This window comes from Streptomyces sp. RKAG293 (assembly GCF_023701745.1).
In the GTDB taxonomy this organism is placed as follows: Bacteria; Actinomycetota; Actinomycetes; order Streptomycetales; family Streptomycetaceae; genus Actinacidiphila.
This window is the reverse complement of sequence record NZ_JAJOZB010000001.1, coordinates 552,417-569,954: the sequence shown is the minus strand read 5'-3', so window position 1 is coordinate 569,954 and position 17,538 is coordinate 552,417. Positions and strand designations below refer to the sequence as shown.

General features: G+C 74.2%; 11 protein-coding genes. 10 read left to right on the top strand and 1 reads right to left on the bottom strand.

Going from position 1 to position 17,538, the window contains the following annotated elements; translation table 11 throughout:
- Positions 1-23 precede the first annotated feature (23 nt).
- From LNW72_RS02475 to LNW72_RS02440, 8 genes are read left to right on the top strand one after another with little or no spacing between them, the layout of a single operon-like run.
- On the top strand, positions 24-1,241 hold the full coding sequence (locus LNW72_RS02475) for a hypothetical protein (RefSeq protein ID WP_250973785.1): 1,218 nt from the start codon (positions 24-26) through the stop codon (positions 1,239-1,241).
- Complete coding sequence (locus LNW72_RS02470) at positions 1,238-3,871, top strand: hypothetical protein (RefSeq protein WP_250973784.1); 2,634 nt, start codon at positions 1,238-1,240, stop codon at positions 3,869-3,871. Before LNW72_RS02475 ends, LNW72_RS02470 begins: the two co-directional genes overlap by 4 nt.
- A complete protein-coding gene (locus tag LNW72_RS02465; protein WP_250973783.1) occupies positions 3,868-5,196 on the top strand; it encodes a hypothetical protein in 1,329 nt (442 codons plus the stop codon). Before LNW72_RS02470 ends, LNW72_RS02465 begins: the two co-directional genes overlap by 4 nt.
- Positions 5,193-6,773: a vWA domain-containing protein gene (locus tag LNW72_RS02460; RefSeq protein WP_250973782.1), complete on the top strand. Its 1,581-nt coding sequence runs from the start codon at positions 5,193-5,195 to the stop codon at positions 6,771-6,773. The genes LNW72_RS02465 and LNW72_RS02460 overlap by 4 nt, the downstream gene beginning before the upstream one ends.
- Positions 6,770-7,432, top strand: coding sequence for a 4Fe-4S single cluster domain-containing protein (locus LNW72_RS02455; RefSeq protein ID WP_250973781.1), 663 nt, complete (start codon positions 6,770-6,772; stop codon positions 7,430-7,432). The genes LNW72_RS02460 and LNW72_RS02455 overlap by 4 nt, the downstream gene beginning before the upstream one ends.
- Entirely contained in the window at positions 7,422-8,846 is a 1,425-nt protein-coding gene (locus LNW72_RS02450) for a hypothetical protein (protein ID WP_250973780.1), read from the top strand. The genes LNW72_RS02455 and LNW72_RS02450 overlap by 11 nt, the downstream gene beginning before the upstream one ends.
- On the top strand, positions 8,843-9,337 hold the full coding sequence (locus LNW72_RS02445; RefSeq protein ID WP_250973779.1) for a hypothetical protein: 495 nt from the start codon (positions 8,843-8,845) through the stop codon (positions 9,335-9,337). The genes LNW72_RS02450 and LNW72_RS02445 overlap by 4 nt, the downstream gene beginning before the upstream one ends.
- Positions 9,298-11,532, top strand: a complete 2,235-nt coding sequence (locus tag LNW72_RS02440) for an AAA family ATPase (RefSeq protein WP_374117116.1) — start codon at positions 9,298-9,300, stop codon at positions 11,530-11,532. The genes LNW72_RS02445 and LNW72_RS02440 overlap by 40 nt, the downstream gene beginning before the upstream one ends.
- 55 nt (positions 11,533-11,587) lie before the next feature.
- Here LNW72_RS02440 and LNW72_RS02435 read toward each other — a convergent pair whose 3' ends face one another.
- Positions 11,588-12,553 carry a hypothetical protein gene (locus LNW72_RS02435; RefSeq protein ID WP_250973778.1) on the bottom strand — a complete coding sequence of 322 codons (966 nt, stop codon included), beginning with the start codon at positions 12,551-12,553 and terminating at the stop codon, positions 11,588-11,590.
- 167 nt (positions 12,554-12,720) lie between these two features.
- On the opposite strand from LNW72_RS02435, the gene LNW72_RS02430 reads away from it, so the two are divergent.
- Both LNW72_RS02430 and LNW72_RS02425 read left to right on the top strand, forming a co-directional pair.
- The gene (locus LNW72_RS02430; protein ID WP_250973777.1) at positions 12,721-13,050 is read left to right on the top strand and encodes a CU044_2847 family protein; all 330 of its coding nucleotides are present in this window, start codon (positions 12,721-12,723) and stop codon (positions 13,048-13,050) included.
- Between the two features lie 5 nt (positions 13,051-13,055).
- Positions 13,056-17,534: a serine protease gene (locus tag LNW72_RS02425; RefSeq protein ID WP_250973776.1), complete on the top strand. Its 4,479-nt coding sequence runs from the start codon at positions 13,056-13,058 to the stop codon at positions 17,532-17,534.
- The last annotated feature ends 4 nt before the right edge of the window (positions 17,535-17,538 follow it).

Below are 17,538 nucleotides of genomic sequence, written 5' to 3'. Positions count from 1 at the left end.
GCTCCGGTACGAGGAGAGACACGATGGCCCAGTTCGACCGAGACGAGACGCAAGCGACCCCCCTCGGCACTCCGCCGATCATCCCCGCCCCTCCCGCGTCCCCGCCCGGCGGGACCCCGGAGAGCGGTTCCCGGCCGCCGGCCGGGCCGGGCTCGTTGGCCTACATCCGGCCGCCGGCACACCCGCCGGAGACTCCGCCGGCACCGGCCCACGGGTACGAGTCGGCGCCGCAGCAGACGTATGCCGTACCGGACGGCAACCTCGCGCCGCTGCGGATCCCGACCGCGCCGGCGGGCGTCGCCTCCGCCACGGACCATGTGCGGATCGGACTGTGGGGTGCGCCCCGGTCGGGCAAGACGACCTTCCTGGGCGCCCTGCCGATCGCGGCGATGCAGCACCACCGGCACAGCCCGGACAACTGGGTGATCGGCGGGATGACTCCGCAGGCCACCGAATTCCTCAACGACAGCGTCGAACGGCTGACCATGAGCCGCGTCTTCCCGGACGCCACCGTGGGACTGGAGGGTCTGAGCTGGTCCTTCCAAGGGCAGGAGGGCCCGGCCAGGAGGTTCGGGAAGACCCGTGAACTGGGCTTCGTGCTGGACGTCCAGGACGTGATGGGTGAGGCGTTCAACCGCAACAACCCCCATCACGCCCAGATCCTCGACCAGTTGGCCGCGGCCAAGGGGCTGATCTACCTCTTCGACCCGCTGCTGGACGGCAAGAGCGGGACGGAGAGCCTGAACTACTTCTACGCGACGCTCAACGCGCTGAACGCGCGGGTCCGTGACGCGGGCGGACACCACCGGGGCAGGCTGCCGCACTATGTGTCGGTCTGTGTCGCGAAGTTCGACGATCCCGCCATCTTCGAACCCGCCGTACGGGCCGGCTGGGTCACCCAGGACTCGGTCGGGTCCCAGATTCCGCGGGTGCCCGCGGAGCAGAGCGCCGGCTTCTTCTCCTGGCTCTGCGACGAGTTCCGCGGCTCCACCGCCCGCCTGGTGCGCGACGGGCTGAACAACTTCTTCCACCCCGAGCGCATCTCGTACTACGCCACGTCGGCCATCGGGTTCCGGCTCAACCCGCAGCACACGTTCGACTACCGCAGTTACCTCAACGTGGAGTCCGTCGACGGCAAACCGCGGATCTGCACCTCGCCCGAGCCGATCAACGTCCTGGAACCGCTGATCGACCTGGAGCGCCGGATCCGCGTCGACGGTCGTAAGGGGCGCCTGCGGTGAGCGGCGGCTCCGACAGCACGCTGCCCGCCGACTGGGCGGTGCTCGGCAAGCACCAGGGCCACAGCATGGGGTACGAGATGCTGGGCGGCAGCCTGCCGAAGGTCCGGGCCGAGCGGTATCTGTTCGGAGCCACGACCGGAACGCCGGACGACCGCGATCCGGTGGGCGCGCTGCCGTGGCGGGTGTTCCTCGGCACCGTGCCGGACGAGCCGGTTCCCGTGTGCGCGGTGGCGGAGATGACATGGGACGGCACCCGGGACGCCACCGGTGCGGCCAGCTACTCCTGGAGCCTGATGCTGCTGCAGTGGCAGCAGGCCGGCACGGCCGGACTGACCTGGACCGGGCTCGACCGGGGCGCGGCCCGCGTGCGGTCGCCCGAACGGTCCGACGACCGTGTCCCGTTCGAGGCGGCCCGCGCCGACGCCGCCCAGCTCGCCGCGACGGTGGAGGAGCTGGACTTCGGCTGGGCCGCTGGGGTCGCGGCGCTGCTGCTGGACGGCCGCCGGGTGGTGATCACGGTGCCGCCGGGCGGCCCCGTCCCGGACACCGACCGGCGGGTACAGATCCTGGACGCCGTGTGCGCGCTGCTGCCGTACGGCTGCCGTGCCTGGCTGAGCGGGGCGACCTGGACCGGCAGGTCCGAGCACCAGCTGCGGCTGGTCTTCGCACCCGGCGCGCGGGCCGGGCAGATGGAGGTGGCGTTGGGCAGCGGTCTGCCGCCGGAGCCCCAGGGCGAAACGGCGCGTGCGTACCTCACCGAACTGTGGCGCATGCGGCAGAAGCAGGAGCCGACCGTCGCGATGGTCGAGCACCTGCTGGCCGCCACCGCGGTCGTCCCGGTTCAGGAGGCCGCTCAGGCACTGCACCTGCTGCGGGAGATGGACCTGCTCAGCTCCGTGGTGAGCGACATCAAACAGGGCCGCGGCAACCTGCGCGACGTCGTCCGGCTGCTGCACCTGCACCGGATGGAGTCGCTGGCCGAGCACCATCAGGCCGTGCTGGTGTCCTTCCTCTTCCGGCTCGTCCCGGGCCCGGACGGCGGCCAGGCCCGGGAACTGCTGGAACAGCACTGGCTCCGGTCGACACCGCGGTTGCTGGCCGCCGACGTCATCGCGCTCGGTGCGACGAGCGACAGCTTCGCCCGGGCCAAGAGCCACCTCGGTGTGCTGCGGGAGTTCGAGGTCCGGCACCCGGGCCTGTTCGACGAGCTGTTCACGGCCCTCGTGACCGCGCCGGGCCAGGATCCGGTCTGGGTCGGCGAACTGGCCTACTTCGTCGAGCGCAAGCACGCGCACACGTCCGCCGTGGCCGACCGGATCGTGCTCGACCGGAGCGACGTCGGGCACGCCTGGCTGGCCTCCCTCATGGAGCCGGGCCGGGACCGGTCGCCGTTGGCCCGCATCGTCGCATCGGCCATCGCCGCCGACCTCGACCGGTGGCCGGGCTGGCTGCGCTTCGCCGCCGTGATCACCGGCCGGCTCGCCCCTGACCAGGCCATCGAGGCCGACGCGGCCGACTTCACTTCGGCGCACGCGAAGGGCACCGGGTGGCGGGTGGCACTGGAGATCGCCGCCGAGAACCGGCAGCCGGCCACGGTCGGCCTGCTGTGGCCGGCGCTGCGGGAGGTCCCGCGGAGCGACCACCGGCGGGAGCTGTCGGCGCTGTTGAACGCCGTGGCGTCGCCGGACGCGACGGAATCGATGCCGAGGGCGGCCGCGGACGCCGATCTGCTGGACGTGCTGGTCCGCGCGCACGACTCCTCCCGCACCATCGCACCCCTGCCGAGGCTGGCCCGGCTCACCGGCCAGGAGGTACTCGACGGGTACGCGGACGCCGTCGTGCGACGCATCGACGCCGACCCCGTCCTGAAGGACCTGGCGATCGAGACGCTGCTCGGGGACGCGCCGGGCGACGCCCGGTGGACGGTGCTGCAACGGCTGATGAGGCGGCTCCGCTCCACCGAGTCGACCGTGCTGGACGGACTGGTCACCCGGCTCACCCGGGACACCTACGAGCCCTGGCTCGACCTCGACCTGACCGACGGGACGCTGCGGTCGCTGGAGCGCCGGCCCGGTCTTGACTGGCTGCGCCCGGCGCGCGACGTGCGGCTCGCCATCAGGAACGGGCAGTCGTACCCGCACTGGTGCGGGATCGTCACCGCGGCGTACGGCGAGCGGGGCTTCTCCCGGCAGTTGCTGCACGAGGTGGCCTCGGCCGTCGAACGGTACGGACCGCTCTTCGCCTTCTACGCCTCGGTGGAACTGGAAAAACAGCGGACCGCGCTGGGGATCGAGCTGTACAGGGCGCTGCACCGCAGCGGTCGGTACACGGCACTGGTCCGGCAGATGCACGGTTTCAGTACCGGGCAGGTGCACCGGCACCAGCAACTCCTCGCCGCTCTGGGCACCCCGCCGCCACCCTCCGCCCAGCCACCGGGCGGCAGTTCGCAGGACCGCCCACCGGTCGCCGGTGCTCCCCAGCCGCCGTACCAACAGCCGTTCGCGCCCACGCCGGTACCCGTTCCCGAGGGCGGGCCCGCGGTGAGCGACGACCAGGACCACCAGGGCAGGTCCGGCTGGCATCTGCCCTCCCTGCCCTCCATGCCGTTCCGGAAGCGAGGGCCCCAGTGAGCGCCATCGCCGTGGACGTCGGCGCCCGTTACGTCCGCATCGCGCACATCGGCCCGCACGGAACCGCCGAACTGGTCGGGCTGCCCGGGGCGGTGCCGGGGGAGGGCCTGCCGGCGCCGGCCGAGCCGGGCGGCACGCACCGCACCACCGCGCTGCGCGCGGCGTACACCGCGTACCGCGACGCGCACGGCGTCCCCGACCAGGTGGTGCTGGTCGTCCCGCAGCGGGACCGGGCCGAGCACGCCCGCCGGGGCGCGGACACGCTGACCGCGCTGCACGGCACCGGCCGGGCGCCGCGGTTCCGGGCATTGGGCACCCCGCACGCGGTGCTGGCGCTGCTGCGGCACACCGGCACGGTGACGGCCGGCCGGTACGCGGTGTGCGACCTGGGCGCGACCGAGGCGCGGGTCGCGGTGTGCGCCGTCACGCCCGGAACGGTGGCGGTGACCGGCGACGCGCGGCAGGCGCCCGCCGACGGCTACGCCGCCGGATTCGACGCGGCCCTGCTGCTGTCGGCGGGACTGCCTGCCGAGGAGGCACAGCGCCAGGCACTCGCGGCCGTACGGGAGGCGGACGGTGCCGCGCTGCGGCTGGACGTGATGCTGACCCAGGCGCAGTCGCATCCGGACCGCTACCACGACCTCGCCGTGCACCAGGTGGCCGGTCGGGAGATCACCGCGGGTGCGGTGCTCCGGGCCCTGGCGCGGCTCACCACCTGCCTGGACCAGGTGCTGGACGAGGCGTCCGACGATCAGCCGCGCGGCGCGGCGGTCGTGGTGGGTGGCGCCGCCCGCTTCCTGCCGCTGGTCCGGCATCTGACGGAGCGCCAGGGGGAGTCCGTCGCGCTGCCGGCCGGGGTGGACCCCGCGCTGGCCGCCGTCTACGGGGCCGCCCTGGTCGCCGCAGGACGGATCGATCCCGCGGACCGCTACCCGTACGCCGTGTGCGTCGGTACCCACCGCACGGTGGCGGGCCGGCCGCGGGACGAAGAGCTGCTGCTGAGCGCGGCCGGGGCGCTGGAGCCGGGCGGCGCCACCGTCTTCGCGGAGGCCGACGGGCAGCGGGTCCGGCTGCGGACCGGGCCGGAGGGCACCGCCGCCGGGCGACCGGTGCGGGTGCGGGTGCGCGACACAGCGGGGCGCCGCACCGCGCCGGTACAGACCCTGCTGCTGCCTGACGGCGGCGAGGGCGACCGCTTCCATGTGGGCGTGCGCGTCGCCGTCGACGGGACGGCGCGCCTGGTGCTGCAACCGCTGGGCACGGGGGCGCCCAGCGAATACCCGCTCGGCAGTCTGCCGACCGACCTGAAGGAAGTGCGTTCGTGAAGTACACCGTCCGACCGCGGGCGCTCCGTACCGTCCGCAGGTGCGCCGCCGTACTCAGCATCGCGTTACTGGCCGCCCCGGCACTGGCGGCGGCGCCGGCCCAGGCCGTGCCGGCCGACGCGGCCCACCCGACCCGGGCGGAGGTCTACCAGGCGCTGCAGCTGGGCCAGGAGCCCGCCGACTACGCGATCCTGGTGGACACGTCGGGGTCGATGACCCAGGACGGCCGCTACGACACGGTCCGTGCCACGCTCCGCCCCTTCCTGGACGGCCTCACGCCCAAGGACCACGTCGAGCTCATCACCTTCGACTCCCGCCCGCAGATCCAGTACATCGGCTCCGCGGGCGACACCGCGGCGATCATGTCCCATCTGCCCGCCGGGCCCAATCCGCAGGGGGCCACCGACATCGGTGCCGCTCTGGACAAGGCGCTCGCCGAGCTGGAACGGGGCAACGCCTCTCCGGTGGCATCCGTCGTCCTGCTCACCGACGGGCAGCAGGACCCGGCCCCGGGCTCGCGCTACCCGAAGTCCACCGGACCGGCCTGGACGGCGCTGGCACAGCGCGCGGCCGCGATCGGCAAACGGGCCGAACTGGCGGGCTACGCACTGCCGCTGGGCACCGGGGCGTCCGGCGCGGACCTGCTCGGGACCGTCGTTCCCGACACCACGGAGCTGCGGCCGGAGAACATCCAGGACCTAGGCGGCTATCTGGCCCGGGCCGGTGACCGGACCCGGGCCCGGCAGGCGGCGCTGCTGCTCGCCGGGGACAAGGGCAAAGGGATGACGGCCGGTTGGGCGGGCGACGGCCGGGCCGACCTCACCGACGGCTCGGCCACCGAGCACCTGACGCTGCGGTCCACCACCAGCCGGGTGCCGCTGACCGTCACCGGGCTGCGGGCGTCCGTCGCGGACGCGTCGATCACGGTCAGCGGGCTGCCGGACGAGGTGACGCTGCAACCGGGCACGTCCCGGACCTTCGACGTGCAACTGCGGGGCAAGCTGTCCGCGGGACCGGTGCCGTTCCGGCGGACCGAGGACGCGAACGCCGTGCTGCGGCTGACCGGGCGGGTCGGTTCGCCCTGGGAGCAGCCGCTCGCCCCCGACATCTCGCTGGGCGTCCCGCGGGAGGTGCGGGTCACCGGGGCGGCGGTGCCGCTGCGGGCCACGGTGGGCTCCGCGGTCCTGCTGCCCGCCCTGCTGGGCGGTCTGGCACTGGCGCTGCTGATCGGCTGGCTGGTGTGGCGGCGGTCGCACCGGCCCCGGCTGACCGGCACGCTGCTGCTGGTCCGGGCGTTGGACCCGCAGATCCCGGAGCGGATAGCGCTGGCCGGGCGCGGCCGGCGGCTGCGGCCGACGACGGTCGGCGGCGACGGCCGGGTGCGGGGCCGGCGGCGGATGACGGACCGGGGCGCGCGGGTCGACCTGCTGATCCGGTACACCCCGGACGGCTCGATCGCCCGGGAGAGCAGGGCCACCTGCGTGCCCGGCGGGCACGTGGTGATCAACGGGGTGCGGTTCACCCACGAGCCGGCGCCGGTGACGGGCAAGGTCCCGGTCGGCGGACGGGCCCGGTGAACGGCGCCGGCGCGGCGCTGAACGTGGCGGCCATCCGGGTCGGCACCGAGGCGCTGGGACCCGGGGTGCGGTCGGTGCTGTGGGTGCAGGGCTGCCCGTTCGACTGCGCCGGCTGCATGTCGCCGGACTGGATCCCGTTCCACGAGGCCCGCCGGGCCACCCCGCGGGAGCTGGCGGCGGAGCTGCTGGCAGACCCCCGGGTGACCGGGCTGACGTTCTCCGGCGGCGAGCCGATGGAGCAGGCAGCCGGCCTCGCCGAAGTGGTCCGGCTGGCACGGGAGGTCAGGGACGTGTCGCTGATCTGCTTCACCGGGCACCGGCTGCCGGCCCTGCGCGCCCGCCCGCCGACACCGGGTGTGCCGGACCTGCTGGCGGCGGTGGACGTGCTGATCGACGGCCGGTACGTCGCCGCGCTCGACGACGGCCGTGGCCTGCGCGGCAGTTCCAACCAGCGGGTCCACCACCTGACCGGGCGGCTGGCCGGCCAGGGCTACGACTTCGGCGACCGACCGCGGACCGCCGAGATCGCGGTCACCGGCCGGGAGGCCCTGCTCATCGGCGTACCGCCGCCCGGGCTGCTGGCCGCCTTCGACACCGCGGTCGACTCCGTCCGCGGCCGCACGTCCCCCGGAAGGGAGCTGGAGAACGATGAGCGGTAGGAAGCGCATCTCGGTCGACGAGGCGGAGTGGTACCGCGTCCAACGCAAGGCGCAGCAGCTGAAGGAGGTACTGAGCACCCTTCCGGGCCTGGTCGAGGACATACGGTCGCAGACGCGTGCCGACCTCGACCGGACCTTCGCCCGGGTGTCGGAGCGCCAGCAGCGGCACGAAGCGGCGATGGGCGAACTCAGCCAGCAGACCCGGCGGTTGGAGGCCGACACCACCCGGCGGCTGCAGGAACAGGCGAAGGACCTGCACCGGGAACTGGCCGCGACGGCAGGCCGGTTGCGGGAGGAGACCCGACAGGCGCTCGCCGAGCAGCAGGCACAGGTCCGGCAGGCACTCGCCGCCGAACGGGCCGAGCGGCGCGCGGAGACGGCCCGGCTGGCCGCGGACATCGACATCATGAAGGAGGACCGGGCGCGGGCCGAGGAGACGGTACGGGCCTGGCTGGCGGACGCGAACGTGATGGCCGGGCTGATCGCGGAGGCCGGGCTGCACGAGCGGTACGCGCCGCAGGAGCTGGAACGGCTCCAGGCCCGGCTGGCCACCGCCGGGCAGAACCTGGCACAGGGCCGGTTCGACGCCGCGCTGGCGCTCGCGCAGGAGACGTACCACTCGCTGAGCGAGCTGCGGGTGGACACCGAGCAGCGCGAACTGGAGCGGTGCTCGGCCCAGACCGCGGCGGTCGAGTCGCTGGTGCGGGTGGAGCGGCTGATCGAGGGCAACCTGGAGCGGCCGGTGCTGGGGGCCGACGGAACCGCGATGGAGGGCTTCACGCTCGACGTCGAGTTCTGGTCCAGGGACGAACTGGACGGTCTGCGGCAGGAGACGGCCGACGGACTGTCCCAGGCCCGGGACGACGGGACGGACGTCGAGGCGCTGCACGGCCTGCGCGAGCGGGAGGCGCCCCGGCTGGAGCGCACCCTCGGCGACACGGTCGCACAGGCGGGCATGCGGCACCTGGCCTCGCAGATCCGGGTCAACCTGGCGGACGCGGTGGCCCAGACCCTCGGCGAGCTGGCCTTCTACGATTTCGTGGACGGCGAGTACCAGGACGCCGACCCCCGGGGCGCCTACTACGCCAAGCTCCAGCACGACAACGGCAACGAGATCGTGCTGGACATCTCGCAGGCGGCCCGGGACTCCGGCGAGTGCGTGGTGCGGGTGCTGTCCTACGACCATGACGTCACCTCGGAGGCGGAGCTGCGGGGCCGGGCCGAGGCGATCCAGGAGGCGCTCAAGGGCGAGGGCCACAACGCGTCCCGGCCGGTGTCCGAGCCGGGAGCACCCGACCCGGAGCTGCTGGACATCGAGCGGCACCGCGCGGAGGCGGAGCGGCGCACCCGGGCCACGGAACAGAACCAGACACTGCGGAAGGGGCAGTCGCGCCCCGGGGCGGGCGGCGTATGACGCAGGCGCCGCCCGTCGTGCCCGGGCCGACGGTGGAGCGGTTCGCCGGCGCCGCACTGCGCAGCGGCGAGCCGTTCACCGTGCTGTACGGCCCGGGGGTCAGCGACGTCTTCGTCAACAGCGCCTACCTCGTGTGCGACCTGGAACAGACCCTGTGGCAACTGCTGCGGGCCGAAGGGTACGAGCGGATCGCCTTCTGCTCCCTGCAGCACCCGGTGTACTTCCTGGACACCAGGTCCCGCGACCTGTCGGTCCGGGGCGGCGGCACGGGACGGCGGCCGGCCGCCGGCGGTCCCGGGGCCATGCGCACGCCGGGGATGCGGGGTCCGATGGGCAATCTGGTGGTGCCGGGCTTCCGCGCCCCGCACCAAAACGCGAGCCCGGGCACCGCTCCCGGCTCGGGCGCCGCCCCGCCACCGGCCCCCGGCGGCCCGGCGCGGACGGGACGCCGGTGGCACCGGCGCCGGGCTGGAGCGACCCGTTCGGGGTGATGACACTGCTCGGCTATCTCCAGCGGGCACGGCCCCGGACCGCGGTGGTGTTCTCCTTCGCCGAGGAACTTCTGGAACACACCGAGGCGGCCCGCCCGCTGGCGAGCGCGATGGCCCAGTGGGCCCAGCACGGCGACGACGGGAACCTGTGGGTGATGGTCTTCCGGAAACCGTCGCTGGAGGACGTGGCGCAGTACGTGGAGGCACGCCGGCACTTCCCCCTGCTGGAGACGTTCGTCCGCGGCCAGGCCGCGCTGTCGGGCCGGCCCGGCACGGTGCGGATCGATCACCCGCAGGGGGCGGAGCTGGAACGGCTGATCCATGTGGCCCGGCTGCGGTGGGGGCTGCGGATCGAGGACTGGCGGGAGCTGGACTCGATCGTCAAGGCGCTGGCGACCCACCCGCGCAGCACCCGCACCTGGCGGGGGTCGCTGCGGCAGCTGACCAACCCGCCGGAGCGCGCGCTGAACGGCGCCGTGGTGCGCGACATCCTCGGTGGCGGCGCCGTCACCGACCACCGGGACCCGTGGGAACGCCTGGACGCACTCCAGGGCATGGACGTGATCCGCAACCACTTCGAGCAGCTGCGCGGAGTGGTCGAGGCGATGGAGGAGCTGGGGGCCGGCCGCCCGGCCGGCTTCGAACCGCCCTCCCTGCACCTGGTGTTCACCGGCAACCCGGGTACCGGAAAGACGACGGTGGCCAAGCTGGTCGGCGAGATATACCGCGATCTCGGGCTGCTGAGCCGGGGCCATGTCGTGGAGGCCAAGCTCCCGGACCTGGTGGCCGGCTTCGTCGGCCAGACGGCCGGGCTGACCGATGCGACCGTCGACCGGGCACTGGACGGGGTGCTGTTCATCGACGAGGCGTACGGGCTCAGCGATCAGCAGGACGGTTTCGGGAGCGAGGCCATCCAGGTGCTGCTGCGGCGGATGGAGGACGACCGGGCACGGCTGGTCGTGGTGGTGGCCGGCTATCCGGACAAGATGGCCGAGTTCCTCGCCGCGAACCCCGGGCTGGCCAGCCGGTTCCCCGAGGACAACGTGCTCAGGTTCCCCGACTACCCGGCGGAGGTCCTGGCGGACATCGCGCTGCGGCGGCTGGCCGGTCACGGCGCCCGCGCGGCCGAGGAGACCGAGGCGCAACTACGGCAGATCGTCGACCGGTTGCACGAGACGCGCGACGAGGCCTTCGGCAACGCACGGGACATGCGCACCCTCGCCGACGCCGTCTTCACGCGGTGGGCGGCCCGGGTCCGCCGGCGGGTCACGGAGCCGGTGCTGCCCGAGGACATCCCCGAGCGCTACGCCGAGTACCTGGACCGCCCGGCACCCGACCCGGCGGCGCTGCTGGCCGGACTCGACGCCTACGTCGGCCTCGGCCCGGTCCGCGAGGTGCTGACCAGCCTCACCAACCGGCTGCGGCTGCGGCAGGCCAGGGGGCAGAGCGGGTTCGCGGCCCCGCACCTGCTGTTCACCGGGCCCCCGGGGACCGGCAAGACGACGGTGGCCCGGATGGTCGGGACGCTCTTCCGCGACCTGGGCCTGCTGCGCAAGGGCCATGTGGTGGAGGCCGGCCGGGCGACCCTGGTCGGCTCGTACCTCGGGCAGACCGCACCGATGGTGCAACAGGCCGTACAGGACGCGCTCGACGGCGTGCTGTTCATCGATGAGGCGTACAGCCTGGTCCAGGACAGCCAGTACGGGGGGTACGGGGCCGAGGCGCTCGACACGCTGACCCTGGAGATGGAGAAGTGGCGGGGCCGGCTGGTGGTGATCGCGGCCGGCTACCCACGGGAGATGGACGCCTTCCTGGCCGGCAACCCCGGGCTGCCGTCGCGGTTCGCCGAACGGGTGCCGTTCCCGCACTACGCGATCAAGGACCTGGTGGAGATCCTGAGCCGGATGGCCGCCGCCGACGGCTGCACCCTGGGAACCGGTGTGCCCGAGCGGGCCGCCGCCTGGCTGGAGGACTCCCAGCGGACCGATCCCAGGGGCTTCGGCAACGCGCGGACGGTCCGGAAGTTGCTGGAGACCATGGAGGGGCGGATGGCCGACCGCTTCGTGCGCGGCGGCGGAGAGTTCGCGAAGCCCGACGATCCCGCACGGCACGCACCCGGCCCGGCCGCCCCCTCCGAATTCCTCCCGGCCGACGTCCCGGACCCGCCCGGCCGCACGCACCCGGGCAGACGATGAGCGGGCGGCCCGGCCGCCCGGCCGACGGCGTCCGTGCAGCCGGCGGTCCGGCGCCTCAGCCGGTGCGCTGCACCATGAACCGCCCGTCCCGGTCCTGGAGCTCCCGCTCCGCCAGCACCCGGGTCAGCGCGTCGTCCGCCGCACGCAGCCGCCGCTCGATGTCGGCGGCGGCGGTCTCCACCTCCGCCAGTGAGATCTGCTGCTCCTCGGTGGCGGTCCCGGCGGGCGCGCCCTGCGGCGTCTGCAACGCGCGCGCCAGATCCCGGTCGGCGGCGGCGTACCGCCGCAAGGACGCGAGCTGCCCGCCGCGTTCGCTGCGGATACGCTCCGACCGGTCCTGGTACGCGGCGAGTTCCGCGGCGCTCGCGGCGTGCTCACGCTCCTGGGCGGCCAGCGCCCGCTGGGCGTCGGCGGCCCGCTCCAGCACCTGCCGGGTCTGCGGGGCGAGCGCGGCCAGCTGGTCGTCGGAGAGCCGGACGAGCGCGTCGCTGCTGGTCCACAGCGCCTCGTCGACGCCGCTGTCCCGGCCCCGCAGCTCCGCCAGCCGCCGGGCGATGACCTCCTGCTGCTCCTGGAGCGCGTCCAGGGCGAGCACCAGCCGTTCCAGCCGCCGCAGTTCGTCGACCTGGCGGCGCAGCCCCTCGTGGGCGGCCAGCCGGTCCCGCAACGCCTCTTCGGTGGCGGCGAGCTTCTCCAGGGCGGCGCGTTCGCCTTCGACCCGTTCGCTGAGATCGGTGAGCTGCCGCATCAGCTCCTCGGTGCGGCTGCCGGGCCCCTGGCCGGGTGCGGCCACGGCCAGCAGCCCGGCCATGGCCTCGGCCAGCCCGCGGCTCTCCTCCAGCGCGTCGTCGAGCGCGAACAGCGCGACGAGGGCGCGGCTGCCCGCGGCGCCGCCGTCCACATCGCCCAGTGCCGCGGCGGACCAGCGCAGTGCCCGGCCGAGGACCCGCAGCGCGGCCTCCGGCTCGCCCACCGCGGTGTCCGCCAGCGCGGCGGCGATCTCCTGCCTGGCGTCGCCCACGTCGGCCACCGTCCCCCCAGTCGACCGCTCGGCGGGCCGTCTTCTGGGCCGCGCCGCAAGACGGTCATCGTATCGCCGCAAACCCGCGCCGATCCGGCGTTCGGGCTATTACGATCACCGGCAGGGGAGTTCCAACATCCTTGATTCACAAGGCACTTGGGGGGCCAATGAGTGAGATCGTGCGTTTCGAGGGTCCGGACGGCACGTCGTTGCAGGTCGAGGTGGCCGATGACGCGCCGGGACTGGAGCGGATCTCCCGGGAGCCGGGCGGAGTGGTGCGGGCCGGGCAGCGGCTGGAGGACGCCCTCGACCATGCCCGGCCGGCACTCCGGTCGGTGATCGACTCGGTACGGGCGCTGGGACCGGACTCGTACGAGATCGAGTTCGGGATGAAGTTCAACGCGGAGTCCGGCATGGTGATCGCGAAGAGCGCGATCGAGGGCCACTTCACGGTGAAGGTGCACTGGAGCCGGCCCGCCGCCGGCGGCACGGCCTGAGTCCGGTGGCCCCGGACCGGGAGCGGCCGCCCTGGCTGGTCAGCGTGCGCCGGTCGGCGACCGGGGACCCGGTCGGCGCCGGCCTGCTGGTGACGCCGCGGCATGTGCTGACCTGCGCCCATGTGGTGCGGTCGGGCCGGGCCCCGGGCGTTCCGGCGGAGCCGGTGTTCGTCCGCTTCCAGTTCGCGTCCGCGCACGACCCCTTGCCCGCGACCGTGGTGGCCGACGGCTGGCACCCGGACGCCGGCGACGAGACCGGCGACGTGGCGGTGCTCGAACTCGGCGCGCCGGCGCCCCCGGAGGCGCTGCCGGCCCCGCTGCGGACCACCGGCACCGGCACCTGGGACCACCGTTTCCGGGCGTACGGCTACCCGGCGGAACACCGCCGCCAGGGCGTGCCGGTGCGTGGCGAGATCATCGGGCACGCCGGCGACGAGTGGCTCCAGGTCGAAGCCGGACCGCACGCCGGCTGGGGGCTCGAGCAGGGCTTCTCCGGCTCGCCCGTGTGGGACGTCAACCTCCAGGGCGTGGTCGGGATGCTGGTCGCCCGCGACAAGGTGGTCGCGGTGGACCGGCGCACCGCGTACGCCGTCCGGGTCGAGACGGTGGCCCGGTACTGGCCCGGCCTCGCCCCGTACATCAGGGACACCACCACCACCGAGCTGCGCGACCGGCTGGAGGGCCTGCTGTGGCTGCCGCTGACCGGGGACGGCGCGATCCCCCGGGTGGACGAGGTGGATCCGCACGACATCGGGGTCTCCCGTTCCAAGTACAGCGACCTGCGGGACGGCGCGCCCTACGTGTCCCGCCGCCCCCAGGACGACCAGCTGGACGCGTACCTCGCCGAGGAGCGGTTCGTGGTGCTGGCCGGCCGGTCCAAGGCGGGCAAGTCCCGCACCCTGTACGAGGCGTTGCTGCGGACGATGCCCGGCGCCCGGCTGATCGTGCCGCGCCCGGACGGCCAGGACCGGCGGGTGCTGGACGATCTCAGCCGGCTGCTGCCGCTGCCCACCGGCTCCGACCCGGTGGTGGTCTGGCTGGACGACCTGCACCGCTTCCTGCGGCCCGGGGGCCTGGACCTGCAGATCCTCGAACGGTTCACCCGCCAGCCGGGGTTCACGGTGGTGGCGACCATCCCGGCCAAGCACCGGGCCGCCCTCACCGGCATGGAGAACGATGTCGGCCGCACCACCCGAACCGTCCTGGCCAAGGCGCGGACCGTGGAACTGCCGTCGCTGCTGAGCACGGAGGACACGGAGCGGGCCCGGGAGCTGTACCCCCGGGAGGACTTCGACGTCCGCGGCATCGGTGAACTCATGGTCGCCGCACCCGGGTTGGAGCAGCGCTTCAACGACGGCGCGGACAGCGACCCGGCAGGCTGGGCACTGGCGCGGGCGGCCACCGACTGGCTGCGGATGGGCCTGGCCGAGGGCGTCCCCGAGGAGGCACTGCGGGAACTGTTCGACGCCTACCTCTTCGCCTACCACCCGGAACTCGACGCCGACGACGCCGGGTACCGGACCGCGCTGGCCTGGGCCCGGCAGCCGGTGGCCGGCAGCATCGCACTGGTCCAGCAGGTGCCGGGGCCGGACGGCGCCCCGGGCTACGCCGCGACCCCGTACATGGCGGAGTACCTGGACACCCGCGACGACGACCCGGCGGCCGCGGTGCCGCGGTTCGCCTGGCAGTACCTCACCGACAGCCGGCCGCCCGGCGAGCTGCTGGCGACCGCGTACACCGCGCTGATCCGCGACGAGACGGAGATCGCCGAGCAGACGCTGCTGCGGATCGTCGGGACGGCGTCCGAGGACCGGGACAACCCGGCCTGGGCGGCGCTGATGCTGGGCGAGATGTATCTGTACCTGGCCCGGTTCGGTCCCGCGGTGGAGCAGTTGGGCAGCGCGGTGGCCTCCGATGTGGAGAGCGTGGTGCCGCTGGCGCAGGTCGTGCTGGCCGGGGCGCTGATGGTGACCGGCGACCGGGCCAGGGCCCGGGAGCTGTTGGAGGCCGCGGTGGGATCGCGCGATCCGCAGGTCTCCCAGATGGCGCAGGTGGGTCTGGCCGGAGTGCTGGTCAGACAAGGGGAGAGCAACCGGGCGGAGCGGCTGCTGGAGGCGGTGCTCGCCGCCGGGGACACCGAGGTGACGCCGTTGGCGCAGGCCCAGTTGGTCAAGGCTCTCACGCTCAGCGACGGTGAACCGGCGGGCGTACGGGCCGGCCGCAGGCCGGGCGCGGTGCGCGGCAAGTCCCGGGCGGGCGCCGCCCCGGGCATCGTCCGGGGCGGTCCGGCGGAGCCGGCCGAGCAGCCGTGGACCCTGTCCCGGGCGGTCGGTGAGTCGATCGCCGGCCAGATCACCGCGATGGCCCGCGCCAACCTCGGCGGTCTGCTGGTGAACCAGGGCAAGCTGGACCGTGCCGAGGAGCTGCTCCGTTCGGTGCTGGACAGCGGGCAGTTCCACGCGGTGCCGTTGGCCCAGGCCTGCCTGGGTGAACTCCTGATCGTGCGGGGGCGGTACGAGGAGGCCGAGACGCTGCTGCGGGCGCTGATCCGCTCCGGGCACCCGCTGCTGACCCCGCTCGCCAAGGTCTTCCTGGCGATCACGCTGCTGCACCAGGAGCGCATCGACGAGGCGATGGAACTCCTGCTGGAGGTGGCCGGCTCCGACAACCCCGACCAGTCGCCGAGGGCGGCCTGCGCGCTCGGTGAGTGCTATTCCGCGCAGGGCGACGGTCCCGCGGCCGTCGAGTGGCTGGAGCGGGCGATCGCCACCGGACACCCGGACTGGTCGGTGGCCGCTCTCGTCGACCTCGCCGACGTCGTCATCGGCCTGGCGCGGCGCGGTGACGGAAACGGTGACGGAAGCGGGGACGGCGCCCAGGAGGGTGCCGGTGACAGCGCTGCGGACGAACCGGATGGTGCGGAGCGGGCGGTGACCCTCCTGACCACCGCCATCGCCGCCGGCCACCCGGACCTGTCGCCGGGCGCCGCCGACATGCTCGGCGACTTCCTGTCCCAGGAGGGCCGGTACGAGGAGGCGGAGGCCGCGTACCGGACCGCCATCGGCTCCGGGCACCAGCACTGGTCACCCATCGCCCGGATCGACCTCGGCCTGATGCTCAGGGCGCCGGGCAACGAGCCGGACCGGGTGGTGGAGGAGCTGACCGGTGCGGTGGACGCCGGCCACCCGGTCCAGTCGCCGCGCGCCGCCGACCTGCTCGGCGACTTCCTCGCCGGGGAGGGCCGGTACGAGGAGGCGGAGGCCGCGTACCGGACCGCCATCGACTCGGGGCACGAGCAGTGGTCGCAGATCGGCCGGATGGACCTCGCCCTGATGCTCGCCGACCAGGGCGACCTGGCGCGCGCCGAGAGCCTGCTGCGGGTCGTCGCGGACTCCGACGACCCCACCGTCGCGACCTGGGCGGTCACCGTACTCGGCATGGTCCTGATCCAGAACGCGCAGCGGCCCGAGGGACTGGGCCACCTGCGGTCCGCGAGCGACGCGAACGTCGCCCCGGCCTCGCAGATGGCCCGGTTCCAGCTGGCGAAGTGCCTCGTCGAGGACGGCGACGCCGAGAGCGCGGAGGAACTGCTGCGGTCCGTGGTGGACGACGAGCCCACCGACGTCACCGAGGTGGCCCGCGCCTACCTCGCGGTCCAGTTGCTGCGGGGCGGCGACGAGGAGGCGGCGGAGGAGCTGCTGGCCGGGGTGGAGAACTCCGGTGACCAGGAGGCCATCGCGCTCGCCTACCTCGGCACCGGCGAGTACCTGCTGGACACGGGCGAGGTGCAGGCGGCCGGTGAACTGTTGGCCGCCGCCATGGAGATCGCCGATGAGGAGACCGCCCCCCGGGCCGCCGTACTGCTCGGTGTCGTACGCCGCTCGACCAACGACCTGGAGGAGGCCCGGCGGCTGCTCTCCGAAGCTCTCGCCTCCGGCGACCCTTCGGTGGAGCCGATGGCCCGCCGCTACCTCGGCAGCACGTTGTTCCGGCTGCTCCAGTACGCCGAGGCGGAGCGGACGTTGCTGCCGCTGGGCACGTCGGACGACACCGAGCACCGGCCGCAGGCGCTGCTGCTGCTCGGCCAGGTGCTCACGGCGGCCGGCCGGCCGGAGGACGCCTACCCGTGGTTCGAGCAGGCCATCGAGTGCGGCGACCCCGACACGGAGGCCGTGGCCCGCTACGACTACGCCGAGCTGCTGCTGAGCGCGGGGCACCGTGACCGGGCCGAGGAGGTCTACACCCCGCAGGTGGCCGAGGACCAGGAGGCGCCGGCCGACCTCACCGACCCCGCCGGCCTCGCCGCGCCGGCTGACACCCCGCGTCTCGCACCGGCGGCCCCCGGCGAGCCCGCCGCCGAGGCACCGCACCCGCTGCCGGCCGTCGTGCTCGCGCTCCTCGGTGATGTGGCGGACGCCGAGGGTGCCCCGGAGGAGGCCCGCTTCTGGTACCGGCTGGCTGGTCGGCCGGTACCGGAACGCTGAGCGG

What these genes read in the sequence shown, in the direction of transcription:
- LNW72_RS02475 (WP_250973785.1), top strand. Translation starts at nt 24, where the DNA reads ATGGCCCAGTTCGACCGAGACGAGACGCAAGCGACCCCCCTCGGCACT.
- LNW72_RS02430 (WP_250973777.1), top strand. Translation starts at nt 12,721, where the DNA reads ATGAGTGAGATCGTGCGTTTCGAGGGTCCGGACGGCACGTCGTTGCAG.
- LNW72_RS02445 (WP_250973779.1), top strand. Translation starts at nt 8,843, where the DNA reads ATGACGCAGGCGCCGCCCGTCGTGCCCGGGCCGACGGTGGAGCGGTTC.
- LNW72_RS02450 (WP_250973780.1), top strand. Translation starts at nt 7,422, where the DNA reads ATGAGCGGTAGGAAGCGCATCTCGGTCGACGAGGCGGAGTGGTACCGC.